At 70.0% G+C, this 22,374-nt stretch carries 24 protein-coding genes; 10 read left to right on the forward strand and 14 right to left on the reverse strand.

Annotated elements, in window-relative coordinates; genetic code table 11:
* Positions 1-98 precede the first annotated feature (98 nt).
* The 3 genes from ispF to ACIBCK_RS15825 form a co-directional block, all read right to left on the reverse strand.
* Positions 99-602 carry a 2-C-methyl-D-erythritol 2,4-cyclodiphosphate synthase gene (gene ispF / locus ACIBCK_RS15815; protein WP_399390502.1) on the reverse strand — a complete coding sequence of 168 codons (504 nt, stop codon included), beginning with the start codon at positions 600-602 and terminating at the stop codon, positions 99-101.
* The gene (ispD, locus tag ACIBCK_RS15820) at positions 592-1,329 is read right to left on the reverse strand and encodes a 2-C-methyl-D-erythritol 4-phosphate cytidylyltransferase (protein WP_399390504.1); all 738 of its coding nucleotides are present in this window, start codon (positions 1,327-1,329) and stop codon (positions 592-594) included. The genes ispF and ispD overlap by 11 nt, the downstream gene beginning before the upstream one ends.
* 272 nt (positions 1,330-1,601) lie before the next feature.
* The gene (locus ACIBCK_RS15825) at positions 1,602-2,084 is read right to left on the reverse strand and encodes a CarD family transcriptional regulator (RefSeq protein ID WP_003953493.1); all 483 of its coding nucleotides are present in this window, start codon (positions 2,082-2,084) and stop codon (positions 1,602-1,604) included.
* Positions 2,085-2,722: 638 nt separating this feature from the next.
* Between ACIBCK_RS15825 and ACIBCK_RS15830 the strand changes: the two genes are divergently transcribed.
* Entirely contained in the window at positions 2,723-3,451 is a 729-nt protein-coding gene (locus ACIBCK_RS15830) for a DUF461 domain-containing protein (protein WP_399390506.1), read from the forward strand.
* Positions 3,452-3,578: 127 nt separating this feature from the next.
* Here ACIBCK_RS15830 and ACIBCK_RS15835 read toward each other — a convergent pair whose 3' ends face one another.
* Complete coding sequence (locus ACIBCK_RS15835) at positions 3,579-4,259, reverse strand: response regulator transcription factor (protein ID WP_018527980.1); 681 nt, start codon at positions 4,257-4,259, stop codon at positions 3,579-3,581.
* Positions 4,256-5,515, reverse strand: a complete 1,260-nt coding sequence (locus tag ACIBCK_RS15840; RefSeq protein WP_399390508.1) for a sensor histidine kinase — start codon at positions 5,513-5,515, stop codon at positions 4,256-4,258. The genes ACIBCK_RS15835 and ACIBCK_RS15840 overlap by 4 nt, the downstream gene beginning before the upstream one ends.
* Positions 5,516-5,798: 283 nt before the next feature.
* On the opposite strand from ACIBCK_RS15840, the gene phoU reads away from it, so the two are divergent.
* Positions 5,799-6,479 carry a phosphate signaling complex protein PhoU gene (phoU, locus tag ACIBCK_RS15845; RefSeq protein WP_399390707.1) on the forward strand — a complete coding sequence of 227 codons (681 nt, stop codon included), beginning with the start codon at positions 5,799-5,801 and terminating at the stop codon, positions 6,477-6,479.
* 307 nt (positions 6,480-6,786) lie between these two features.
* Here the strand turns inward: phoU and ACIBCK_RS15850 are convergent, their stop codons facing one another.
* Together ACIBCK_RS15850 and ACIBCK_RS15855 are read right to left on the reverse strand one after the other, a co-directional pair.
* Positions 6,787-6,945: a hypothetical protein gene (locus ACIBCK_RS15850; RefSeq protein WP_363312846.1), complete on the reverse strand. Its 159-nt coding sequence runs from the start codon at positions 6,943-6,945 to the stop codon at positions 6,787-6,789.
* 112 nt (positions 6,946-7,057) lie between these two features.
* Entirely contained in the window at positions 7,058-8,338 is a 1,281-nt protein-coding gene (locus tag ACIBCK_RS15855; protein WP_399390510.1) for an MDR family MFS transporter, read from the reverse strand.
* A 270-nt stretch (positions 8,339-8,608) separates the two neighbouring features.
* Here ACIBCK_RS15855 and ACIBCK_RS15860 point away from each other — a divergent pair, with 270 nt between their 5' ends.
* On the forward strand, positions 8,609-9,370 hold the full coding sequence (locus ACIBCK_RS15860) for a phosphoglyceromutase (protein WP_399390512.1): 762 nt from the start codon (positions 8,609-8,611) through the stop codon (positions 9,368-9,370).
* 56 nt (positions 9,371-9,426) lie between these two features.
* Here ACIBCK_RS15860 and ACIBCK_RS15865 read toward each other — a convergent pair whose 3' ends face one another.
* From ACIBCK_RS15865 to mshA, 4 genes are all read right to left on the reverse strand, one after another.
* Positions 9,427-9,636 (reverse strand): hypothetical protein, encoded by a 210-nt coding sequence (locus ACIBCK_RS15865; RefSeq protein WP_399390709.1) that lies wholly within the window; start codon positions 9,634-9,636, stop codon positions 9,427-9,429.
* Between the two features lie 149 nt (positions 9,637-9,785).
* Positions 9,786-11,444 carry a glycoside hydrolase family 55 protein gene (locus ACIBCK_RS15870; protein WP_399390513.1) on the reverse strand — a complete coding sequence of 553 codons (1,659 nt, stop codon included), beginning with the start codon at positions 11,442-11,444 and terminating at the stop codon, positions 9,786-9,788.
* A gap of 135 nt (positions 11,445-11,579) precedes the next feature.
* Positions 11,580-12,077 carry a YbjN domain-containing protein gene (locus ACIBCK_RS15875; protein WP_399390515.1) on the reverse strand — a complete coding sequence of 166 codons (498 nt, stop codon included), beginning with the start codon at positions 12,075-12,077 and terminating at the stop codon, positions 11,580-11,582.
* Entirely contained in the window at positions 12,070-13,416 is a 1,347-nt protein-coding gene (gene mshA, locus ACIBCK_RS15880; RefSeq protein WP_399390517.1) for a D-inositol-3-phosphate glycosyltransferase, read from the reverse strand. The genes ACIBCK_RS15875 and mshA overlap by 8 nt, the downstream gene beginning before the upstream one ends.
* 198 nt (positions 13,417-13,614) lie before the next feature.
* Here mshA and ACIBCK_RS15885 point away from each other — a divergent pair, with 198 nt between their 5' ends.
* The 3 genes from ACIBCK_RS15885 (at position 13,615) to ACIBCK_RS15895 (ending at position 17,368) form a co-directional block, all read left to right on the forward strand.
* The gene (locus tag ACIBCK_RS15885; protein ID WP_399390519.1) at positions 13,615-14,412 is read left to right on the forward strand and encodes a class I SAM-dependent methyltransferase; all 798 of its coding nucleotides are present in this window, start codon (positions 13,615-13,617) and stop codon (positions 14,410-14,412) included.
* Positions 14,413-14,628: 216 nt separating this feature from the next.
* Positions 14,629-15,678: an NlpC/P60 family protein gene (locus ACIBCK_RS15890; RefSeq protein ID WP_399390521.1), complete on the forward strand. Its 1,050-nt coding sequence runs from the start codon at positions 14,629-14,631 to the stop codon at positions 15,676-15,678.
* Between the two features lie 301 nt (positions 15,679-15,979).
* Positions 15,980-17,368, forward strand: coding sequence for a SpoIIE family protein phosphatase (locus tag ACIBCK_RS15895; protein WP_399390523.1), 1,389 nt, complete (start codon positions 15,980-15,982; stop codon positions 17,366-17,368).
* A gap of 16 nt (positions 17,369-17,384) precedes the next feature.
* Here ACIBCK_RS15895 and ACIBCK_RS15900 read toward each other — a convergent pair whose 3' ends face one another.
* The 3 genes from ACIBCK_RS15900 to ACIBCK_RS15910 all read right to left on the reverse strand — a co-directional run bounded on the left by ACIBCK_RS15900 (position 17,385) and on the right by ACIBCK_RS15910 (position 18,978).
* Positions 17,385-17,738 carry a DUF2516 family protein gene (locus ACIBCK_RS15900; RefSeq protein ID WP_367043374.1) on the reverse strand — a complete coding sequence of 118 codons (354 nt, stop codon included), beginning with the start codon at positions 17,736-17,738 and terminating at the stop codon, positions 17,385-17,387.
* A gap of 124 nt (positions 17,739-17,862) precedes the next feature.
* Complete coding sequence (locus tag ACIBCK_RS15905) at positions 17,863-18,465, reverse strand: hypothetical protein (RefSeq protein WP_399390525.1); 603 nt, start codon at positions 18,463-18,465, stop codon at positions 17,863-17,865.
* 63 nt (positions 18,466-18,528) lie between these two features.
* Positions 18,529-18,978: a helix-turn-helix domain-containing protein gene (locus tag ACIBCK_RS15910; protein WP_399390527.1), complete on the reverse strand. Its 450-nt coding sequence runs from the start codon at positions 18,976-18,978 to the stop codon at positions 18,529-18,531.
* Between the two features lie 299 nt (positions 18,979-19,277).
* On the opposite strand from ACIBCK_RS15910, the gene ACIBCK_RS15915 reads away from it, so the two are divergent.
* The 4 genes from ACIBCK_RS15915 to ACIBCK_RS15930 all read left to right on the forward strand — a co-directional run bounded on the left by ACIBCK_RS15915 (position 19,278) and on the right by ACIBCK_RS15930 (position 22,371).
* On the forward strand, positions 19,278-19,814 hold the full coding sequence (locus tag ACIBCK_RS15915; protein WP_399390529.1) for a hypothetical protein: 537 nt from the start codon (positions 19,278-19,280) through the stop codon (positions 19,812-19,814).
* A 92-nt stretch (positions 19,815-19,906) separates the two neighbouring features.
* Entirely contained in the window at positions 19,907-20,281 is a 375-nt protein-coding gene (locus tag ACIBCK_RS15920) for a helix-turn-helix transcriptional regulator (protein ID WP_367049101.1), read from the forward strand.
* Positions 20,282-20,291: 10 nt separating this feature from the next.
* Positions 20,292-20,708 (forward strand): VOC family protein, encoded by a 417-nt coding sequence (locus tag ACIBCK_RS15925; RefSeq protein ID WP_399390531.1) that lies wholly within the window; start codon positions 20,292-20,294, stop codon positions 20,706-20,708.
* A gap of 187 nt (positions 20,709-20,895) precedes the next feature.
* A complete protein-coding gene (locus tag ACIBCK_RS15930; RefSeq protein ID WP_399390533.1) occupies positions 20,896-22,371 on the forward strand; it encodes a peptidoglycan D,D-transpeptidase FtsI family protein in 1,476 nt (491 codons plus the stop codon).
* Positions 22,372-22,374: the final 3 nt, after the last annotated feature.

The raw sequence follows: 22,374 nt of genomic DNA on the forward strand, positions 1-22,374 counted from the left end.
ACGTCGCTGACTGACGCTGTGCTGCTGTCGGGTGCGCTCCCGATACTCCTCCAACGCGCCCCGCCCCAGCGGCATTTCGCCCGCACCCGCTGCCGCGGTCAGCCCGTCCGTACGACCAGTGCCGTCGCGATCGCGGCGAGGCCTTCGGCGCGGCCGGTGAGGCCGAGTCCGTCCGTCGTCGTGCCGGACACGGCGACCGGGGCGCCGGCGGCGGCGCTCAGCGTCTTCTGCGCCTCGTCCCGCCGCTTGCCGACCTTGGGGCGTACGCCGATGACCTGGACGGCGATGTTGCCGATCTCGAAGCCTTCGGCGCGCACGATCCTGGCCGCCTCTGCGAGCAGCGTCACACCGGAGGCACCGGACCACTGGGGCCTGCCGGTGCCGAAGTGCGCGCCGAGGTCGCCGATGCCGGCCGCGGAGAACAGGGCGTCGCAGGCGGCGTGCGCGGCGACGTCCCCGTCGGAGTGCCCGGCGAGGCCCGCGCTCTCGCCCTCCCAGAGGAGCCCGGCACACCACAGCTCGCGGCCTTCCTCGAAGGCGTGCACGTCGGTGCCGATGCCGACCTGCGGGAGCGTGACGCGCGGCTGCTGCTCAGAAGCCATCGTTGGCCCTCCTGCGGGCGAGCACGGCCTCGGCGAGGACGAGGTCGAGGGGCCGTGTGACCTTGAAGGCCTCCTCGTGGCCGGGTACGACGACGACCTGGAGGCCCAGCTGCTCGACCATGCCGGCGTCGTCCGTGACGTTCCCGGTGACCGTCTCGTGGGCGCGGACGAGGGTGTCGCGGTCGAAGCCCTGCGGGGTCTGCACGGCGCGCAGGCGGGCCCGCTCGGGTGTGGCGACCACGGGCTCGGGCCGGCCGGGCTCCTTGGGGTCCCCGGGCTCGACCTGCTTGACGGTGTCGGTGACGGGCAGCGCGGGGACGACGGCGGGGGCGCCGTCGCGTACGGCTTCGATGACGCCGTCGACGGTGTCGACGGGCACCAGCGGGCGGGCCGCGTCGTGCACCAGGACGACGCCGATGCCGTCCGGCAGGGCGTCGAGACCGAGCTTCACGGACTCCTGGCGGGTTTCGCCGCCGGGGACCACGACGAAGTCGGTGCGCTCGGGCAGCGCATGGTCGGCGAGGAGTGACTTGACCTCGGCGGCGCCCTCCGGCGGGGCCACGACGACGACGAGCGAGACGGCGCGGGATGCCGCCATGGCCCGTACGGCGTGGATGAGCATGGGCGTGCCGTTCAGCGCGCGGAGCGCCTTGGGGGCGCCGGGACCCAGCCGCACGCCGCGTCCGGCGGCGGGGATCACGACCGCGGTGCGGGATTCCTCAGACATCGCTTCCGTTCAGGTTTGTGTGCTCGGCCGAGGTGGGTATGGCCACAGCGACGCCGGGCGCGGGCCTTTTGACCGGACCCTTCCGTGACATCTGGTCGAGCCAGCTGCCCGAGCCCGGCACTCACGCTTCAGGAATGAGGCGCTTCAGGATGGCGTTCCTCAGGGATTACGTCCGGGTACGAACATGCCGCAGCGCCCGGCGACACCATTGAGGGTCAGCGGGCACCGCGGCATTTCATGGCGCCAAGACGTATGCCTGTGTCAGGACGCGATCAGGACGCGAGGACCTCGTCAAGCAGGGCCTCGGCCTTGTCCTCGTTCGTGTTCTCCGCGAGGGCGAGCTCGCTCACCAGGATCTGGCGAGCCTTGGCGAGCATGCGCTTCTCGCCCGCGGACAGTCCGCGCTCACGCTCACGACGCCACAGATCACGCACGACTTCCGCGACCTTGATGACATCGCCCGAAGCGAGTTTCTCGAGATTTGCCTTGTAGCGACGGGACCAGTTCGTCGGCTCTTCGGCGTACGGCGCGCGCAGTACTTCGAAGACCCGGTCGAGCCCGTCCTGACCGACCACATCACGCACGCCGACGAACTCCGCATTGTCCGCAGGCACACGTACCGTCAGGTCGCCCTGGGCGACCTTCAGCACCAAGTAGGTCTTGTCCACGCCTTTGATCTGGCGAGTCTCAATGGCCTCGATCAGCGCGGCCCCGTGATGGGGATAGACCACGGTGTCGCCAACCTTGAACGTCATGTGACAGGTACCCCTTCCGTGGCTATCCATCCTAACACGAGAACCGCCTCTTCTGAATGGCGTTTTCGCAGGTCAGGGCATATCTCGGGGCTTGACAACAGCAACAGGAACGTGCTGCGAAGGGCTTCCGGAGCGAGGTATTCGCAGGTGGGAGCGGCTCTTCGGGGAAGCGGAAACGCGCCCGTCACGCCCCCCGCGAGAGCGCTCCACGAGGCTGAACGTCCCGTTTTGCCGGGTTCCAAGCGGTGAACTTCCGCTACTCCGTTCGGCGACCGGAGAGACGTACGGCTTCCTGTTCGACAGGAATCCGAAATTGATCAAGAGCCTCCGGTGATCAATTCTCCGGACTTCCCCGGACCGCCATGCATTCCTTACCGGAAATCCGCAGGAGGGGCCGTGACGACTCTTGACGGCGCTTAAGTGAATGGTGAACGAGATGCCAATGTCGTGGACGTGACGGCAGGGGCGCACGTGTCGGGACACGAGCCGTGGGAGAACGGCTCACCACCCGTAGGGGCGGGTCGGGTGCGGTGGCACGGGAACGGCTCGGTAACCTAAGCCCGCTGACACACACTTAGGGCGGCTTTACGGCCGCTCGCCCCCTCCGTTCCGCCCTCGTTCAAGGAGTTGCCGCCGCCGTGAGCCGCAGCCTTCGACGTGGCGCCATTGCCGCCACCGCCATCGCGTTCTCGCTCGCGTCGCTCGCCGCGTGCGGCGCCGGTAACAACGCCCAGACGCACGAGATCAAGCCGGACAACGCCGCGATCACCGTCGGCGACATCAAGATCCAGAACGCCATGGTGATCACCCAGCCGGATCTGAAGTCGACCGGTCCCGCGGTCATCGCCGCCACGATCTTCAACAACGGCAGCACCGACCAGAAGCTGGAAGAGATCGCGGTCGACGGCACCGGCAAGAAGGCCAAGATCACGCCCGCCAAGGACGACAAGATCTCCAAGCGTGGCGGTCCGCTGACCATCCCCGCGGGCGGCTCGGTCATCATCGGCGGCAAGGACAACGCCTCCGCCGTCCTGCCCAGCAGCCGTGAGGCCGTCAAGGACGGCAACGCGCAGCCGGTCACCTTCGCCTTCGACAAGACCGGCGACGTGAAGATGAAGACCTTCGTCGTGCCGGCCGAGAGCTACTTCAAGAAGTGGGGCCCGACCGAGGTGCCGAAGGCTCCGGGCTCGGGCGCTTCGTCGGAGCCGTCCGGCAGCGCCTCGGCCGACCCGTCGGGCTCGCCCTCCACGAACCCCTCGGGCACGCCCGCCGACGGTGCGAACACCGAGCCGTCCGGCGCGGCATCGTCGCCGGCCGGTGGCGGCACGCAGTCGCACGGTGCGGGCGACGCCGCCGTCGAGCACTGATCGACGTACGTACGCGTCGCCTTACGTACGCACCGCCGTACGTGCACGCGTCGCCGTACATGTGAAAGGGGCGGGAACCCGGTGCCGGGTTCCCGCCCCTTTCACGTGGCTTCTACCGAGGAGCCGTCTACGGCTCGAACTTGTAGCCGAGGCCGCGCACCGTGACCAGGTAGCGCGGTGCGCCGGGGTCGGGCTCGATCTTGGCGCGCAGGCGCTTGACGTGGACGTCGAGGGTCTTGGTGTCACCCACGTAGTCCGCGCCCCAGACGCGGTCGATGAGCTGCATGCGGGTCAGGACGCGGCCCGCGTTGCGCAGGAGCATCTCCAGGAGGTCGAACTCCTTGAGGGGCAGGTCGACCTTGGAGCCGGAGACCGTGACGACGTGACGGTCCACGTCCATACGGACCGGGCCCGCCTCCAGGGCCTGCGGCGCGACCTCCTCGGGCTCGCCGCGGCGGCGCAGGACCGCGCGGATGCGGGCCACGAGCTCACGGGACGAGAAGGGCTTCGTCACGTAGTCGTCGGCTCCTATTTCGAGTCCGACCACCTTGTCGATCTCGCTGTCCTTGGCGGTGACCATGATCACCGGGACGTTGGAGCGGCCGCGCAGCTGGCGGCAGACCTCCGTGCCGGGCAGGCCCGGCAGCATCAGGTCGAGCAGGACGAGGTCGGCGCCGTTGCGCTCGAACTCGTCGAGACCGTCCGGGCCGGTGGCCGCGATGGCGACCTCGAAGCCCTCTTTGCGAAGCATGTAGGACAGGGCGTCGGAGAAGGACTCCTCGTCCTCTACGACGAGCACTCGGGTCACGGAAGGACCTCCGGGGCAGGAATGGGTTCGTACGAAGTGGTCTCTTCGGGCCGTGCGGTGCCGGCTTCGCTGCCGTCTCCGCCGTGACCGGATCCGCGGTCGCGGTTCGCGGCTGCTTCGGGCAGCCGCAGCGTGAAGGTGGAGCCCTGTCCCTCGGAGCTCCACACGGTGACCTCCCCGCCGTGCGAGGCGGCCACGTGTTTGACGATGGCGAGGCCGAGGCCGGTGCCGCCGGTGGCCCGGGAGCGGGCCGGGTCCACTCGGTAGAAGCGCTCGAAGATGCGCTCCTTGTCCTTGTCCGAGATGCCGATCCCCTGGTCGGTGACGGCCACCTCGATGAGGTCTCCGCCCGGCGCGCTGACCCGGCGGGCCGCTATGCCCACGCGGGTGCGGGCGGGCGAGTAGTTCACGGCGTTCTCGACGAGGTTGCCGAGAGCCGCGGCCAGCTGGCCGCGGTTGCCCCATATCTGCAGGTCGGCGGTGCCGCCCGCGGCCATGGTGATCTGCTTGTGGGAGGCCTGGTGACGGCTGCGGTCGATCGCCTCCGCCACCAGTTCATCGACACGGACGGGTTCGGCGTCCTCCAAGGGGTCGTCGTTCTGGACCCGGGAGAGGTCGATGAGTTCCTGGACGAGGCTGGTCAGGCGGGTCGCCTCGATCTGCATGCGGCCCGCGAAGCGTTCGACTGCCTCGGGCTCGTCCGAGGCGTCCATGACGGCCTCGGAGAGCAGGGAGAGTGCCCCTACCGGGGTCTTGAGCTCATGGCTCACGTTCGCGACGAAGTCGCGTCGTACGGCCTCGATACGGCGGGCCTCGGTGAGGTCCTCCACGAGGAGCAGGACCAGGCGGGAGCCGAGGGGGGCCACGCGTGCGGAGACGGCGAGGGCCTCGCCCCGGCCGGTGCCGCGGCGTGGCAGGTCCAGCTCGACCTGGCGTATCTCGCCGTCACGTCGGGTGTCGCGTGCCATCTGGAGCATGGGCTCCACGGCGAGCTTGCCGCCGCGGACGAGCCCGAGGGCGTACGCGGCCGAGCTCGCCTTGACGACGCTGTCCGCCTCGTCGAGGACGACGGCGGACGAGCGGAGCACGGAAAGTACGGTGTCGACGCCCGGCGGCAGTACGGGGTCGGTGTGCAGGGAGGTCCGGGTGGGGCGTTTCAGGTCGCGCTCGCTCCAGCGGAACGCCAGCATGGCGATGACACCGGTGCACACCCCGGCGATCGCTGCCGCTGCGGCGACCGCCGCGTTCACGTCCATGCCTCCAGGTTATGCGCCCTTTACGCACGGGCCACAGCCATACGGGGGCCCGCTCGAACACTCGTCGCCCAGAGTTCACCGAGGGGACGGTGATGGTTCACTTCGGCCGAACGGGTTACTCCGGTCCGCACCGGTGCGGTTCCGGGCGTGGCGCTGCCCGTCGCCCACAGTTCACCTCGGTGACAGGGGCGGTTCATTCAGGGTGCCGGAAACGGACGCGTCCGAGCCGCACCGTGGGAGCGTGGGGGTCACCCCCCGGGACGTACTAGAGAGGGACATCCACATGCGGGACGCGTACCACGAGGAACTTGACTCGATCGGCGAAGGCCTGGTCGAGATGGCCCGCCTTGTCGGGTCCGCGATCGGGCGCGCCACCACGGCCATGCTCGACGCCGACCTGAAGATGGCGGAGAGCGTGATCGCCGCCGACCAGAAGGTCGACGATCTGCAGCACGAGCTGGAGGCGCGCGCGATAGCCCTCCTCGCGCGGCAGCAGCCGGTCGCCACGGATCTGCGCATCGTCGTCACCTCGCTGCGGATGAGCGCCGACCTGGAGCGCGCGGGTGACCTCGCCCAGCACGTCGGCAAGCTGACCCGCCTGCGCTTCCCCGCGTCGGCCGTTCCGCAGGATCTGCACGCGACGATCCTGGAGATGGGTCAGCTGGCGCAGCGCCTCATGGCCAAGGCGGCGGAGGTCATCATCACGAAGGACGTCGACCTGGCGCTCCAGCTGGAGCAGGACGACGACGAGATGGACCTGCTGCACCGGACCCTCTTCCAGCACCTGATGGACGACCGCTGGAAGCACGGCATCGAAACGGCCGTGGACGTGACGCTCCTGGGCCGCTACTACGAGCGCTTCGCGGACCACGCGGTATCGGTGGCGAAGAGGGTCGTCTACTTGGTGACGGGCGAACACGCGGACGAGATGCAGCAGACGGGGGCACCGGTGGAGGGGGCCTGACCTTCGCACCGGCCGGGCTCCGCCGGTGGAGGGGGGCCTGGCCCTCGCACCGGACCCCCCCCGAACTCACACCGCCGGACGGAGTCCGGCACAGCGCTCCGAAGCCTGGGAGGCGCCCCGGCGCCGAGCAGTGCGAGGGGCGCACGAGGAAAGGTGACGGGGGCACCGGTGGAGGGGGCCTGACCTTCGCACCGGACCGGGCTCCGCCGGTGGAGGGGGCCTGGCCCTCGCACCGGACCCGCTGCATGAGGGTGTGCCCCGCTATTCGTGCGGGGCACACCCTTTTGTGCTGGGTGGGGGCGGTGGCTCAGCCGCAGCAGCCGCCGCACTGGCACGGTCCGCCCGACTGGCAGCCGCAGCCGCAGCCCGAGCCGCAGCCGCAGGAGCCAAGGAGCACGAGCTCGGGCAGGCCGGGCGTCTTCGCCGACTGCTCGGGGGCGGTTTCGGTCATGGGGGACTCGGCCATGGGTCTCCTCCTCGAAGGCGTACTGCCTGATGCCCATTCCATGCCCACTGGGAGGGGCGCAGCAACGGCGCACACGCGCGCGGGTGTTGACGGGCGGGCAGTGGCGCGGCCCCTATGCGCGGGCGGGAAGATCGGCGGCCTCGCCGGACGGCGGAGCCGCCGGCACGACGACCGTTTCCACCGTCTCCCCCTCGGCGGGCAGCCCCCGCATCAGCGACCAGTAGCCGATGGCGGCGACCGTGCCGATGACCGCGCAGGTGGCCCAGAGCCACGGGGCCCCGAAGCGGTCGATGACGAAGCCGGACATCAGCGGGGCGACGAGCGAGGCCACGGCCCACGACAGGGTGTACATGCCCTGGTAGCGGCCCCTGCCGTGGGTCGGCGAGAGGCGTACGACGAGGCCGGTCTGGGTGGGGGCGTTGACGATCTCGGCGAGGGTCCAGACGCACACGGTCAGGGCGAAGACGCCGATGGACCCGGCGAAGGCGGTGAGCCCGAAGCCGTAGCCGGCGAGCAGCGCGGAGATGACGAGGAGCCGCTGCGGGTCGCGGTGTTCGATGAACCGGGTGACGGGGATCTGGAGGGCGACGATCAGTACGCCGTTGACGGCGATGGCCACTCCGTAGTCGGCGGGTGTGAACCCGGCCTCCCCCATGGCGACCGGCAGCCCCACCGAGCCCTGCATGAAGATCAGCGCGATGAGGAACGAGAGCCCGACCACGCCCATGAAGCGCCCGTCACGCAGGACGGTCCCCAGCCCGACCTCCGGCTCCGACTCCTTCTCCAGAGCGGACCGCACCGGCCGCGACTCCGGCAGCTTCATGAAGACGACGACGGCGCAGACCATGGTCATCACGGCTTCGATGAGGAACCCGGCGAGGTAGCTGAACTCGGCGATGAAGCCCGCGCCCGCGGACGAGATCGCGAACCCGAGGTTGATGGCCCAGTAGTTGAGCGAGAAGGCCCGCACCCGGTCCTCGGGACGGACGATGTCGGCCATCATCGCCTGGACGGCGGGCCGGGAGGCGTTGCTCGCCATGCCGACGAGGAAGGCGACGGCCGCGATGGCCAGGGGGTCCTTCATGAAGCCGAGGAGGGCTACGGAGAGCGCGGTGGACGCCTGGGCGATGAGGAGGGTGGGCCGCCGCCCGAGCCGGTCGGTCATCACGCCCGCGCCGAGCGAGGAGACGACTCCGCCGAGTCCGTGCAGGGCGGCGACGAGACCGGCGTACGTCGCGGAGTAGCCGCGGTCGAGGGTCAGATAGAGCGCCATGAAGGTGGCGACGAAGGCGCCGAGGCGGTTGACGAGGGTGCTGATCCACAGCCACCAGAACTCGCGGGGAAGACCGGAGACGGACTCCTTGGCGGCGCGTCTCAGGGCGGCGAGTGGCATAGGGGTCCCCCACAGGATCTGACGGGCAGGTGAGTGCCGACGCCCGAGCGCGCCGAGGTACGAGTGTCGTAGCGCCGTAGCGCCGTAGCGCCGATGGGTCGGAGCGTCGACGTGTAAGCGTCTCTATCGACGATCGAACATTACGTCGCGCGGGGCCGGAAGAGCCAGTGGATTAGCAGAACCCGTCAACTGACGCCGCCCCCACGGCCGCCCCGTCCGGGCCGCGGGCGGACGCGCGGGGCACCCGGCGGTTCGATTACGCTCAGGGGCATGGCCGACGCACCGTACAAGCTGATCCTCCTCCGCCACGGCGAGAGCGAGTGGAACGCGAAGAACCTGTTCACCGGCTGGGTGGACGTCAATCTCAACGAGAAGGGCGAGAAGGAGGCGGTCCGCGGCGGTGAGCTGCTCAAGGACGCCGGCCTGCTCCCCGACGTGGTCCACACGTCGCTCCAGAAGCGCGCGATCCGCACCGCGCAGCTGTCCCTCGAAGCGGCCGACCGCCACTGGATCCCGGTCCACCGCAGCTGGCGCCTGAACGAGCGTCACTACGGCGCGCTGCAGGGCAAGGACAAGGCGCAGACGCTCGCCGAGTTCGGCGAGGAGCAGTTCATGCTCTGGCGCCGCTCGTACGACACCCCGCCGCCGGCGCTCGACCGCGACGCGGAGTACTCGCAGTTCGAGGACCCGCGATACGCGACGCTCCCGCCGGAGCTGCGCCCGCAGACGGAGTGCCTCAAGGACGTCGTGGTCCGGATGCTCCCGTACTGGTTCGACGGCATCGTCCCCGACCTCCTGACCGGCAGGACGGTCCTGGTCGCGGCCCACGGCAACTCGCTGCGCGCCCTGGTCAAGCACCTGGACGGCATCTCGGACGAGGACATCGCGGGCCTGAACATCCCGACGGGCATCCCGCTGTCGTACGAACTGGACGCCGAGTTCAAGCCGCTGAAGGCCGGGGGCACATACCTCGACCCCGACGCGGCGAAGGCGGCCATCGAGGCGGTCAAGAACCAGGGCAAGAAGAAGTAGGCAGGGACGACGACCACGCCCTCGGCCCGCGCGTGTGGCGCGGGCCGGGGGCCCGGTCACGGGCTGCCCGTGTCCGAGATCCCCTGGGCCAGCTCGCGCACCGCGTCCAGGATCCACTGGCCGAAGGCGGTCGGGGCGATCAGGACGCCGAACACCAACACGACGGCCATGGTCATCCCCGTGTCGAACTTGGTCCGCGGCGCCACGCGCCTGCGCAGCAGCACGATGATGACAACAGCCAGCAGAACCGCGAGGTCGATCGTCATCACCACTTGGCCGGCCCTCCCCATCAGGCAAGAACGTTCCAGTTCTCCTGTGTAGCCCCAACCGCGTGCCGGGGGCACTCAGTTGGGCGGGGTTGGCGGCAAAGCGCCCATCCGGGGCCGAATCGGCGAGCTTGCCAGGGCGGTGCGGACTACAGGTCCCGCTGCGCCTCGTACAGGTTCCGTGGGCGTACCGCGTTCGTCGTGCCGTAGAGCTCCAGGCGTGCGTGCAGGGCTCCGGGGAAGTCCGGTACGTCGATCTGGTCGAACTCGCGGACTTCGTTGATGCCCACCGTGGCGCTGTACGGGGCCAGGCCGTCGATCTTCATCAGGCCCGCGCGCTCGTTGGTGACGCGGATGTTCCAGTGGGTGAAGCGGGCTCCGAAGAGGGGGCCAGCGCTGGCGTCTCCTCCGTGGCGGCCGTTGTTGTCGACCGTGATGTCCGTGCGGACGTTCGCGAAGGGCATGCCCCTGTGGCTGTCGAACGTGCCCATCTCCATCTCGCCCCGGGACCAGACGTTGTAGGAGGACAGGCCCTCCACGTTGATGCCGTGGAGCTGAGTGTCCGAGGGTGCCGGGGTCGTGCGCCGGTCTATGCGGAAGTCCTCGGTCAGGTTGTCGTGCGAGCCCTCCCGGCAGAAGTACGGGTGGTGCGCGCCCCTGCCGGTGACACGTGTGCGGCGCAGGGTGCAGGCCGATGCGCTGACCAGGCCGAAGCCGTTGTCCACGTGCCGGACCACGATGTCGTCCGCCCAGCAGTCGTACGCGCACTGGAACGTGACCCCGTTGTAGCCCTTGTCCAGGAGGTGCGGGGACTGGGGCTTCTCGACTGCTTCGAGGGTCAGTGCTTCGACTCCCGCGCCCGTGAGTGCCGTTACGTGCGTCGTCAGGCGCGGGTCCCACTCCTCGCGTACGTCCAACGGAAGCGGGCGCTCCAGGGTGACCGTGCTCTTCTTTACCGAAGTGATCCGTACCGGCCACTCATAGGGGACGTACGACGTGAGCTTCGTCTTGTCGTCCCAGGTGTACGCCTTCGGGCCATCGCCCCCGCCCGCCATGTGCTCCAGGAGCGTGTGGTCCGCGTCGTCCGCGAGGCGTAGGAGCACCAGGTCGCCCTTGTGGAGGCGGGAGGGGTCCGTAACCCTCAGGGTGCGGTCGCCACGGCGCGCGGGGGCCGTGGTCGTGAGCGTCTGCCATGCGTCGCGCTTGTTGCCCGTCCAGCCCTCGAAGGGCCACTCCTTCGCCCTGATGGCCGTCGTCAGCGACTGCCAACGGGCCTGCGGGCAGAGCCAGATGAGGCCGCCCGCCCAGGACCAGCTGGACTTGTCGCCGCCGTACCGTGAGCCGTACGGGCCGATCAGTTCCGTGAGGTTCTTCGTCGCGTGGAGGGTGGTGCGGGCGCTGCCCGCCCCGCGGAGCACCACGTTGTCGTGGGCGATGCGGATGATGTCGTCGATGCGGTAGTCGCCGGGCGGGATGACGACCGTGCCCCCGCCCCTCGCTCCCGCGTCCGCCAGGGCGCGGTTGATCGCCGGGGCCGCGTCCTGCGTGCCGTCCGGCCTCGCTCCGTAGTCCCTTACGTTCGCGACCACCTTGGGGCGAGGGAGGCGGCCGGTGCCACAGTGGGCGCCCGCGCGGGCTACGTAGGGGATCTGGGGGTGCGTGTACGGGGCTGCCTTGAACTCCCGCCAGAGAAGGGGGGTTTCGCCTGCTCCCGCGTGTGCCTGTGCCGATCCGCCGCTCGCGGTGACCGCCGCCACGGCCATCGCGCCGCCGAGTACGCCACGTCTGCTGGGGTGTTCCCTGCCCATGCCCGCCGCCACCTTCCATGGATGTGAACGCCATTCACGTCTGCGATGGGCGCGAGCATGCCATGGGTGCCCCCTACGGGGAAGGAGTCGCGCTAAGCCTCTTGGCTCTCCGGTGCCAGCCCGTGTCAGCCCGCTTCAGCCCTGCGGCTGGGTCAGGTGAGTGAACGCGTCCAGGTTGCGCGTGGACTCGCCCCGCGACACCCGCCACGCGTACTCCTTGCGGATCGCCGACGCGAATCCCAGCTCCAGGAGCGTGTTGAAGGAGCCGTCCGCGTTCTCCAGGACCGAGCCGAGCAGGCGGTCGAGCTCGTCGGGGGTGACCGCCGAGAGCGGGAGCTTTCCGGTGAGATAGATGTCGCCGAGGGAGTCGATCGCGTAACTCACGCCGTACAGGCGGAGGTTGCGCTCCAGGAGCCAGCGGTGCACCGCCTCGTGGTTCTCCTCGGGATGCCTGATCACGAACGCCGTCAGCGACAGCGCGTGCTTGCCGAGCTTCACGGAGAGGGTCGTCGACAACTTGCGCGTGCCGGGGAGCGTCACCACGTACGAGCCCGGCTCCGGGCTCTCCCACTGCAGGTCCGCCTCGGTCAGCGTCCCCTCGATGATCTCCGCCGCGCCCGCCTCATCAGCCATGATGCGAGCGTACGCGACGCCTGTGCTCATGCACGGCTGCCGTGTACACGTCCGCCGTGGCCGAAGCGGCCGTGTCCCAGCCGAAGGACTCCGCGTGCAGCGCGGCAGCCTCGCCCATCCGGTCCGCGAGGTGCGGGGTCTCGGCGAAATCGCGCAGCACGCGCGCGTAGTGGGCCGGTTCGTGGCCGTCCATCAGGAAACCCGTGACCCCGTCGCGTACGGCGACCGGCAGACCGCCCACCGACGCCGCGAGGACCGGAGTGCCCGCCGCCTGGGCCTCGATGGCCACGAGCCCGAACGACTCGCTGTACGACGGCATCACCAGGACCGAGGCCGCCCTGAACCAGTCCGCGAGCTGCTCCTGGTCCACCGGCGGCTGGAAACGGACCACGTCGGCGATGCCAAGACGAGCCGCCAGCTTCTGCAGCCCCTCGGGCTTCGCGAGACCGCTGCCGCTCGGGCCGCCCACCACGGGGACGACGATGTTCGAACGGAGCTCGGGGCGCTGGTCGAGGAGGACGGCCACCGCGCGGAGCAGAACGTCCGGCGCCTTCAGGGGCTGGATGCGGCCCGCGAAGAGCGGGACGAGCGCGTCCTGCGGAAGGCCGAGGCGGTGGCGGGCCGCCGCGCGGCCGTCGGCGGGCCGGAAGCGGTCGAGGTTCACGCCGGGGTGGACGACGGCGACCTTGCCGGCCTCGGCCTCGTAGTGCCGTACGAGCTCGTCGGCCTCTTCGGAGGTGTTGGCGATCAGCCGGTCGGCCGCCCGCACGATCTGCGTCTCGCCGATCACGCGCGCCGCCGGCTCGGGGGTGTCGCCCGCCGCGAGCGCCGCGTTCTTGACCTTGGCCATCGTGTGCATGGCGTGCACCAGCGGCACGCCCCAGCGTTCGGCGGCGAGCCAGCCGACATGGCCGCTGAGCCAGTAGTGGGAGTGCACCAGGTCGTAATGGCCAGGACGGTGGCCCGCCCACGCCTGCATCACGCCGTGCGTGAAGGCACAGAGCTGGGCGGGCAGCTCCTCCTTCGCCAGGCCTTCATAGGGACCCGCGTCGACGTGGCGCACGAGGACGCCGGGTGCCAGTTCGACGGAGGGCGGCAGCGCGCCCGTCGTCGAGCGCGTGAAGATCTCGACCTCGATGTTGATGGCGGCGAGGCGCTTGGCCAGCTCCACGATGTAGACGTTCATGCCGCCCGCGTCGCCCGTGCCCGGCTGGTGCAGCGGGGACGTGTGCACGCTGAGCATGGCCACCCGGCGGGGGCGCCGGTGGGTGCCGGGGATCCGGAGCCTGCTGGGCGCTGCCGGCGAGCGACGGCCGAGCCTGGTCACGTACTGGCTCACGTGGCGGTCCTCCTTGTGCGCGCGCGGGCATGGCTTGAGGGAGGGCGTGCACGGTCCTCCAGAGGGAGAACATCGGAAGGGGCCGCTCCATTTCCTGTTTGCCAAATCATTACCGGCCAAGGCTCAACCGGTGAGCACACGGTGAGTGCACCCGGCTCGGGCGCGTACCCCGCCACCAGGGCGCATACCCTTTCCCCCATGGCCTCCCGCACCCCTTCCCGCCCCGTGGGAACGGTGACGCGCGGGACCACCAACCCCAACCGCCTGCGCCGCATGGACCGCTGGATCGCCGCCACGCACGGCGCCGAGCTGCGCCGCTCCCCCGACCCCCTCGCCGTCGACCTCGGCTACGGGGCCGCGCCCTGGACCGCCGTCGAGCTGCTCCTGCGGCTGAGAACCGCCGCCCCGCACGCGCGCGTGGTCGGCGTCGAGATCGATCCGGCGCGGGTCGCGGCCGCGAAGCCGTACGAGAGGGAGGGGCTGTCCTTCCGGCACGGCGGCTTCGAGATCCCGCTGCCGGGCAGCCCCACGCTGATCCGGGCCGCGAACGTGCTCCGGCAGTACGACGAGGAACAGGTCGCCGCCGTGTGGGAACGGCTGTGCGGGCGGCTCGCGCCCGGCGGGCTGCTCGTGGAGGGGACGTGCGACGAGATCGGGCGGCGGCACGTCTGGGTCGCGCTCGGACCCGAAGGGCCGCGCACGGTGACCTTCGCGACCCGCCTCGGTTCGCTGGACCGGCCGTCCGACCTCGCCGAGCGCCTGCCCAAGGTGCTGATCCACCGGAACGTACCGGGCGAGCCGGTGCACGCGTTCCTGCGCGACTTCGACCGCGCCTGGGCCGCCGCCGCGCCCTACGCCTCGTACGGCGCGCGGCAGCGGTGGATGCGGGCGGTGCGGGACCTGGCGGCGGACTGGCCGGTGGCGGACCGCGCCGCGCGATGGCGGCAGGGTGAAGTGACAGTTCCGTGGGGAGCGTTGGCGCCGCGTCAGGGGTGAACGCGCGGGGTGCCTACGGGTGAATTCGCGAGGCGGCGCCGGGTGAACTCCGCGTGCGGCGCGCCGCGAAGGGAACGATCTACGCGTGCCGTTCGTCACATGGGGCGGGTGGGGATCGGAGTTGTCGCTGTGCCCTGTCGCATTGCGCGTCGGCGTGGCACCATCCCCGGGGCACCCGTAAGTTACTGACGGTAAATCAGCTCTGGGGAGGCGGACGTGACCGGCAAGCGGAGTTCGACTGTGGCCGGCCTGGCGCTGATCTGCGCGGCAGCGGTGCTCGGCGCACCGGGCGCGGCCCACGCGAGTCCGGCGAAGCCAACGCCCGGCAAGACCAAGTCCCTTGAGGACCTGCGCAAGGAGATCGAGAAGCTCTACCACGACGCGGGCGTCGCCACGGACGCGTACAACGCGGCGGAGGAGAAGAGCGAGAAGCAGTCCAAGCAGATCGTGAAGCTCGCCCGGTCCATCACCGAGGGCCAGCAGAAGCTGGACAAGCTCAAGTCCCGCGCGGGCGCCGCCGCCCGCGCCCAGTACCGCAGCGGCGGGGTGTCCTCCGAGGCCCGGTTGATGCTGAGCGACGACCCCCAGGAGTTCCTCGACGGAGCCGGGCGGATGCGGGAGGGCCACAAGGCCACCAAGGGCATGATGACGGAGATGGAGCGGACGCAGGAAGACCTGCGGATCTACGCCAAGGACGCCACCGCCCAGTGGAAGAAGCTGGAAGCCAACCGCAAGGCGAAGGCCGAGTCGAAGAAGAAGATCAAGAAGAAGATCGAGACCGCCGAGGAGATGGAGTCCAAGCTCGAGAAGAAGGAGCTCCAGCGGCTCCGGAAGCTCGAGGAGGAGGCCCAGCTCAAGAAGCAGTCGGCGTGGGTGAGTTCGGGTGTCCTGGAGGACATCAAGGGCAAGGCGAGCGGATCCGGCAAGAAGGCCATCGAGTTCGCCACCGCGCAGATCGGCAAGCCGTACGTCTGGGGCGCCGAGGGCCCGTCCTCGTACGACTGCTCAGGACTCACGTCCAAGGCATGGGCCGCCGCGGGCAAGGGCATTCCGCGCACGTCACAGGAGCAGTGGAAGCAACTGCCGCGCATCGACATCAAGAACATGCGCCCCGGCGACCTGATCATTTACCACGCGGACGCCAGCCACGTCGGGATGTACGTGGGCGACGGAGCGATCGTGCACGCCCCGCGGCCGGGGCGCGATGTCACCGTCGCGGGCGCGGGATCGATGAAGATCCTCGGGGTCGTGCGGCCGGACAAGTAGGGGCTTCAGGGCCCGGCAAGTAGAAGCTTCAGGGCCCGACAAGTAGGGGTTTCAGCCTCCCGAAGCAGCCGTTTGGGGCCCGGCGCCCGCTCTGTGCCGTACGTCATGTGACCCACCGCACCCTCGGCCCGCCTCTCAACCCTCCGGGCGTGATGTTCGTCATCCCTGCCGGAGGCCGTAGTGCCCAATTGCGGTCCTTGTTGCGGCATATGACGGTGGCTGTTTTTCGCGCGCCATTCCAATCGGGCCTCGGCTAACGCTATGGTCCCCTGTCGGTGGAGCGTTCGACCGTCGATCCACCATGCCCTCGGGGGGAGGGAAGGAAACCGAAGCCATGCCCGTACCCATACCGCGGCAGAGGGCGATCCCGGCCGCGGAAGGCGGTCAGGCTCACACTCTGCCGACGCCGACGCCCGCTCCCGTGCGGGCGCCCGAACCCATACCCGTACCCCTGGAAGCGCTGGACCCCGTACCGGCGCCCAGGGACACCGACCAGCAGGCGAGCGGCCCCGGCCTCAGCCTCCTGGTGATCGAGGACGACCCGGTGGGCTCCCTGAGCGTCCCCCAGATGCTCGACTCCGCCGGCAAGCCCATCAGGGTCCGCACCGCCCGCAACCTCACCGAGGCCGAGCGGCTGCTCACCGACGACGTGCACTGCATCCTGCTCGACCTGGCCCTGGCCGTCCCGGCCGCCACCCCGGAAGAGGAGGAGGACGAGCTCGCCACGCTCAAGCACGTCCTGCGCCTCGCGCCCCGGCACGCCGTCCTCGCGCTCACCGCGAGCGGCGACACCGAGGGCGGCGCGGAGGCCGTGCGGGTCGGCGCCCAGGACTATCTCTTCCGTGACGAGCTGGACGGGCGGCTCCTGAGCCGCGCCATCCGGTACGCCGTGGAGCGCAAGCGCGCGGACGCCGCCCAGCGCCAGCTGACGGAGTCGCGCCTGCGGGCCCAGGAGAACGCCCGTCTGGAGCGCGGCCTGCTGCCGACGCCGCTCCTGGACGGCTCACCGCTGCGGTTCGCCGCGCGCTACCGCCCCGGACGTTCCCGAGCACTGCTCGGCGGCGACTTCTACGACACGGTGCGCACCCCCGACGGCTCCGTGCACGTCATGATCGGCGACGTCTGCGGCCACGGCCCCGACGAGGCGGCGCTCGGCGTCGAGCTGCGCATCGCCTGGCGGACGCTGACCTTCGCGGGCCTGTGCGGCGACGAGCTGCTCAGCACGCTGCAGAAGGTCCTGGAGCACGAGCGCGCCGACGACGAGATCTTCGCGACGCTCTGCACGGTCGACATCGCCCCCGACGGCCGCCGCGCCGGGCTCTGCCTCGCGGGCCACCCGTCGCCGCTGATCGCGCGCGACGGCCACCTCGCCGAGCTCCTGCCGTACGAGAACAACGGCCCCGCGCTCGGACTCCTGCCGAACGCCCGCTGGCCGCGCCGCCAGGTGGAGCTCGGCGGCAAGTGGAGCCTGATGCTCTACACGGACGGCCTGATCGAGGGGCGCATCGGCCAGGGCAACCAGCGCCTCGGCCAGGACGGCATGGTGGAGATGCTGCGCCGCCAGATCGCCGCGGGCCTGCGGGGCGACGAGCTCCTGGAGGCCGCGGTGAACGAGGTGCGCGAGCTGAACGGCGGGGATCTGACCGACGACGTGGCCGTGCTGCTGCTCGACCGCGACCTGGACCGCTAGCGCCGGCCTCGGGGGACTATCGGCCGCCGTTGTACGGCCCGTACGGACCGTCGCTGCTGGAGCCGCGGCGTCCGCCGCCGCCTCCGCCGGTGATCTGCCGCACCGCGGGCCGCACGTCGACCATGTAGACGATGGTCGCGATGAGGCCGATGATCGGCAGGAACGACAGGATGTTGAAGATCAGGTTCACGATGAAGGCGAGCCCGAGGATGATCAGCCAGAACGGCTTGGTCTTCTTGTCCGCCGCGCGATAGGCGTCCTCACGCCGGATGGCCGCGTCGACGAGCGCGAAGCCGCTGAAGACGATCAGCGCCAACGACAGCAGCCACATGAAGTTCGCGAACCCCTGCATCAGCACTACGTCCACCACCAGTCTCGGCTCTTGAAGCCATACAAAGCTCTTGAGTACGCGGACACCGTACCCGCTACCCGGTGAACGGGCCGGGCACTTCGAGAGTGCCCGGCCCTTCACATGACAACCGCCTGCCGCGCGCCTACTTGGCGGGCGGCGTGGTCTTCTTCGCCACCGGCTTACGGGCGGCCGGGGCCTTCTTGGCGGCCGGCTTCTTCGCCGGGGCGGCAGCGGCCTGCGGCTCGGTGGAGGCCGAGGTGCCCGACTCGGCGGAGGCCGGCTTCTCGGGGGCGTCCGGCTCGACAGCCACGGCCAGCTCGGTGATCTCATCGGCGGCCTCGCCGCGCCAGGTGCGCACGGCCTGCTCGCCGTGCTCGGCGACCTCTTCGTACTTCTCGCGCGCCTTGACGGCGTACTCGGCGGCCACGCCGACCGAGCTGAGGGCGAGGCCCTGCGCGCTCTCGCCCAGCTTCTTCAGGTCGGTGTCGAGCGAGCCGAGCAGCTCGGTGACCCGAGTCTGCAGGGTCACCTGGGCCTCCTTGGCGCGGGCGACGGCCTTGTCCTGGACGGCCTTGGTGTCGGTGTTGCGCACGGCGTCGATACGGGCCGGCGCCTCGGCGATCAGCTGCTCGATGGCGCCCGGCACCTTCTTCGCCTGCTGGAACGCGAGGTCGGCGGTGCCGACGACGAAGTAGGCGGGGGTGGTGTCGGTGAGGGTGTTGCGCAGGTCGTCCTTGATGGCCATGGCGATGGTCCTCCCGGGTTCGCGTCAGCTCGTCGTACAGGTCGGTGAGCTCGTACAGCTCGGTCAGCTTGAGGGGTCGTCCTTGGGGGCGGCATCCGCGTCATGCGCGACGTGCGGGTCATCCGCGATGTCCGCGACGTCCACGTCGTCCGCGTACTCCGAGACCTCGAAGCCGTTCTCTTTTCTGAACGACTCGTAGATCTGCAACAGGACCTGCTTCTGCCGCTCGTTGATGGAGGGGTCGGCGAGGATGACGGCGCGCGTCTCCAGCTCGTCCCGCTCCTTCTCGTCGAGGATCCCGGCCCGGACATAGAGCGTCTCGGCGGAGATCCGCAGCGCCTTGGCCACCTGTTGCAGCACGTCGGCGCTCGGCTTGCGCAGGCCGCGCTCGATCTGGCTCAGATACGGATTGGACACTCCGGCGGCGTCGGCGAGCTGCCTGAGCGAGAGCTGCGCGTTGCGCCGCTGCTCACGCAGGTATTCACCGAGATTGCCGACGTTGAGTGATGCCATGCGTCGATACTGCACGCACCTTGCTAACTATTGCAAGCGTCTGCTTGCAAAAGTGCGCCACGCCACTCGATCGGGGTGTGACTTGGACTGACGCCGCTTGGTGCCACACATGGCACCAGCGACGCCAAACCGCATCCCGCGAGTGCGCGGCCTCGCGCCCACCCCCACCCCTCCCCACGCTTTACGCAGGCCAGACCCCTTGCGCCGTCGTGATGTCAATAATGACTCGACATGGCGCCACTCGTGTGCCACGATGGTGCCATCGCAAGGAGCCGCAGCAACCAGGGAGGGGTCGGATCATGGCGACAGCAGAGAATCGGCAGTCGACGGCACCCGGCGCCTTCACCGCCTTCGCCCGCTTCGTGCTCTGTGGCGGCGGGGTCGGAGTCGCCTCCAGCTTCGCCGTGGCGGCCCTGGCCTCCTGGCTCCCCTGGGCCCTGGCCAACGCCCTGATCACGGTGGTCTCCACGCTCCTGGCCACCGAGTTGCACGCCCGCTTCACCTTCGGCGCCGGCGGCCGGGCGACCGGACGGCAGCACGCGCAGTCGGCCGGGTCAGCGGCAGCCGCGTACGCGGTGACCTGCCTGGCGATGCTGCTCCTTCAGCAGCTGGTGGCGTCACCCGGTGCGGTGCTCGAACAGGTCGTCTACCTGTCGGCCTCCGCGCTGGCCGGTGTCGCACGGTTCGCCGTGCTGCGCCTGGTCGTCTTCACCCGCACCCGCTCGCAGGCCACCACCACGGCCACCGCCCGCACCGCCCACCCCGCTCGCACCGCCCGGCCCGTGCACCCCGTGCACGCGGCCGTGGCCCCCGCCGAGCTCTGCCCCGCGGCCTGACCCCCGCGCCGCGCTCACCGGCGGTCGGTAACGTTCCCCAGGTGCCCGCCTCTCTCTCCGACCTCGTCCGGCTGCGCCAGGCCCGCGACCGCATGGACCGCGACTACGCGGAGCCCCTGGACGTCCCGGCGCTGGCCAGAGCCGCCCTCATGTCGCCGGGGCACTTCTCGCGCAGCTTCCGCGCCGCCTACGGCGAGACGCCGTACAGCTATCTCATGACCCGCCGCATCGAGCGGGCCAAGGCGCTGCTGCGGCGCGGGGACCTGTCGGTGACGGAGGTCTGCATGGAGGTCGGCTGTACGTCGCTCGGCTCCTTCAGCTCACGGTTCACCGAGCTGGTCGGCGAGAGCCCGAGCGCGTACCGGGCCCGCGACCACAGTGAGAGCGCCGGCATCCCCGCCTGCATCGCCAAGATCCGCACCAGGCCGGTCAGGAACGGAGAAGCGAAACCCGACGCCGGTCCGTAGCGTCGTACGCATGGACATCAAACTCGCGCAGTGCTTCATCGCCGTCGACGACCACGACAAGGCGCTCGCCTTCTACCGCGACGCGCTCGGCCTCGAAGTGCGCAATGACGTCGGCTTCGAGGGGATGCGCTGGGTGACGCTCGGCTCGCCTTCGCAGCCGGACGTCGAGATCGTCATCGAGCCGCCGCTCGCCGACCCGAACGCCACCGACGCCGACCGGCAGGCCGTGGCCGAGCTGATGGCCAAGGGCCTGCTGCGCGGCGTCATCTTCCGGACCGACGACGTCGACGCCACGTTCGAGCGGGTCCGCGCCGCCGGGGGCGAGGTTCTCCAGGAGCCGATGGACCAGCCGTACGGCGTCCGCGACTGCGCCTTCCGCGACCCGGCGGGCAACATGCTGCGGATCAACCAGCCGGGCAAGAAGTAGAGGCGCGCCCGGGGTTCCTTCCATGGGCCGCTGGACCTACGCCCCTCGGCCGGAGTGTGACCGTTCGGCAACAAAGAGGCGGAGAAGCGTGCACTCTGCCGCATGATGAAGCTTCGCCACGTCCTGGTGTGTCGAAGCGTGTCGAAGCTTCATCGCGCCCTGGTGTCACAGGTCTTGGGGGGACCGGATGAACAAGCCGCTGCGCCACATAGCCGTCTTCTGCGGGGTGCTCACGCTCGCCCTGCTCCTGCGCGCCACGTGGGTGCAGTTCGCCCAGGGCGAGTCGCTGGCGAAGGACGAGAAGAACCGGCGGGTCCAGATCGAGGCCTTCTCGCACCCCCGCGGCGACATCATCGTCGGCGGCAAGCCGATCACCGGCTCGAAGGAAGTCAGCGGCACCGACTTCAAGTACCAGCGGGTCTTCAAGGAAGGCCCCATGTACGCGCCGGTCACCGGCTACTTCTCGCAGGCCCAGGGTGCGACCTTCCTGGAGGGCGTCGAGAACGACGTGCTCAGCGGCGACGACGACCGCCTCTTCATCCGCCGCACCCTGGACATGCTGACCGGCGAGAAGCGCCAGGGCGGCGACGTCATCACGACCATCGACCCCAAGGCCCAGAAGGCCGCCTACCAAGGCCTGGTGGACCTCGACGCCCGGGGCGCGGTCGTCGCGCTCGACCCGCGCTCCGGGAAGGTGCTCGCACTGGCGAGCACCCCCTCGTACGACCCCTCCGTCTTCGCCGGGATCTCGCAGAAGGAGGGCAAGGAGTTCTCGCGGCTCGGCAAGAACAAGGACAAGCCGCTCTCCAACCGTGCGCTCCGCGAGATCTATCCGCCCGGATCCACCTTCAAGATCCTCACCGCCGCCGCGGCCCTGGACCACGGCGTGATCGACGACATCGACGAGCGCACCGACGCCAAGGCCCCCTACAAGCTGCCGCTCAGCTCCACCACGATCGGCAACGACGTGCCCGGCGCCCCCTGCGACAAGGCCTCCCTGAAGGTCGGCATGCAGTGGTCGTGCAACAACGTCTTCCTCGACACCGCGCTCAAGGTCGGTGACGACGACATGCGCGAGACGGCCGAGAAGTTCGGCTTCAACAAGCAGCAGTTCATCCCCGTGCGCGCCTCCGCGAGCAGCTACCCCGACGGCCTCGACAAGCCGCAGACCGCCCTGACCGGCATGGGCCAGGGCAGCCTGACCAGTACGCCGCTGCAGATGGCGATGGTCGCGGCGGGCCTCGCCAACGACGGCAAGGTGATGAAGCCGTACATGGTCGAGGAGCTGCGCGGCCCCGACCTCTCCACGATCGAGAAGGGCAAGCCGCAGGAACTGAACCAGGCCGTCTCCGAGGACACCGCGGGCAAGGTGCAGGAGATGATGGAGCACACCGTCGAGGAGGGCACGGCGAACAAGGCGCAGATCGACGGTGTCACGGTCGGCGGCAAGACCGGCACCGCCCAGCACGGCTCGAACGTCAACGACGAGCGGCCGTACGCCTGGTTCGTCTCCTACGCCAAGAACGAGGACGGCTCGTCGCCGGTCGCGGTCGCCGTCTTCGTCGACCCGAAGGACATGAACATCCCGCGCTCGGAGATCGCCGGCGGCAAGCTCGGTGCGCCGATCGCGAAGGCGGTGATGGAGGCGGTGCTGGACGACTGAGCG

This window comes from Streptomyces sp. NPDC051218, assembly GCF_044455475.1.
Lineage (GTDB): Bacteria > Actinomycetota > Actinomycetes > Streptomycetales > Streptomycetaceae > Streptomyces.

Bases quoted from the DNA above. Each gene is read 5' to 3' on its own strand.
- ACIBCK_RS15850 (WP_363312846.1), bottom strand. From the start codon at position 6,945: ATGGCCGAGTCCCCCATGACCGAAACCGCCCCCGAGCAGTCGGCGAAG.
- ACIBCK_RS15870 (WP_399390513.1), bottom strand. From the start codon at position 11,444: ATGGGCAGGGAACACCCCAGCAGACGTGGCGTACTCGGCGGCGCGATG.
- phoU (WP_399390707.1), top strand. From the start codon at position 5,799: ATGCGGGACGCGTACCACGAGGAACTTGACTCGATCGGCGAAGGCCTG.
- ACIBCK_RS15825 (WP_003953493.1), bottom strand. From the start codon at position 2,084: ATGACGTTCAAGGTTGGCGACACCGTGGTCTATCCCCATCACGGGGCC.
- ACIBCK_RS15930 (WP_399390533.1), top strand. From the start codon at position 20,896: ATGAACAAGCCGCTGCGCCACATAGCCGTCTTCTGCGGGGTGCTCACG.
- ACIBCK_RS15865 (WP_399390709.1), bottom strand. From the start codon at position 9,636: ATGACGATCGACCTCGCGGTTCTGCTGGCTGTTGTCATCATCGTGCTG.
- ACIBCK_RS15840 (WP_399390508.1), bottom strand. From the start codon at position 5,515: ATGGACGTGAACGCGGCGGTCGCCGCAGCGGCAGCGATCGCCGGGGTG.
- ACIBCK_RS15925 (WP_399390531.1), top strand. From the start codon at position 20,292: ATGGACATCAAACTCGCGCAGTGCTTCATCGCCGTCGACGACCACGAC.
- ACIBCK_RS15875 (WP_399390515.1), bottom strand. From the start codon at position 12,077: ATGGCTGATGAGGCGGGCGCGGCGGAGATCATCGAGGGGACGCTGACC.
- ACIBCK_RS15915 (WP_399390529.1), top strand. From the start codon at position 19,278: ATGGCGACAGCAGAGAATCGGCAGTCGACGGCACCCGGCGCCTTCACC.
- ACIBCK_RS15855 (WP_399390510.1), bottom strand. From the start codon at position 8,338: ATGCCACTCGCCGCCCTGAGACGCGCCGCCAAGGAGTCCGTCTCCGGT.
- ACIBCK_RS15910 (WP_399390527.1), bottom strand. From the start codon at position 18,978: ATGGCATCACTCAACGTCGGCAATCTCGGTGAATACCTGCGTGAGCAG.
- ACIBCK_RS15885 (WP_399390519.1), top strand. From the start codon at position 13,615: ATGGCCTCCCGCACCCCTTCCCGCCCCGTGGGAACGGTGACGCGCGGG.
- ACIBCK_RS15860 (WP_399390512.1), top strand. From the start codon at position 8,609: ATGGCCGACGCACCGTACAAGCTGATCCTCCTCCGCCACGGCGAGAGC.
- ispF (WP_399390502.1), bottom strand. From the start codon at position 602: ATGGCTTCTGAGCAGCAGCCGCGCGTCACGCTCCCGCAGGTCGGCATC.
- ispD (WP_399390504.1), bottom strand. From the start codon at position 1,329: ATGTCTGAGGAATCCCGCACCGCGGTCGTGATCCCCGCCGCCGGACGC.
- ACIBCK_RS15895 (WP_399390523.1), top strand. From the start codon at position 15,980: ATGCCCTCGGGGGGAGGGAAGGAAACCGAAGCCATGCCCGTACCCATA.
- ACIBCK_RS15905 (WP_399390525.1), bottom strand. From the start codon at position 18,465: ATGGCCATCAAGGACGACCTGCGCAACACCCTCACCGACACCACCCCC.
- ACIBCK_RS15920 (WP_367049101.1), top strand. From the start codon at position 19,907: ATGGACCGCGACTACGCGGAGCCCCTGGACGTCCCGGCGCTGGCCAGA.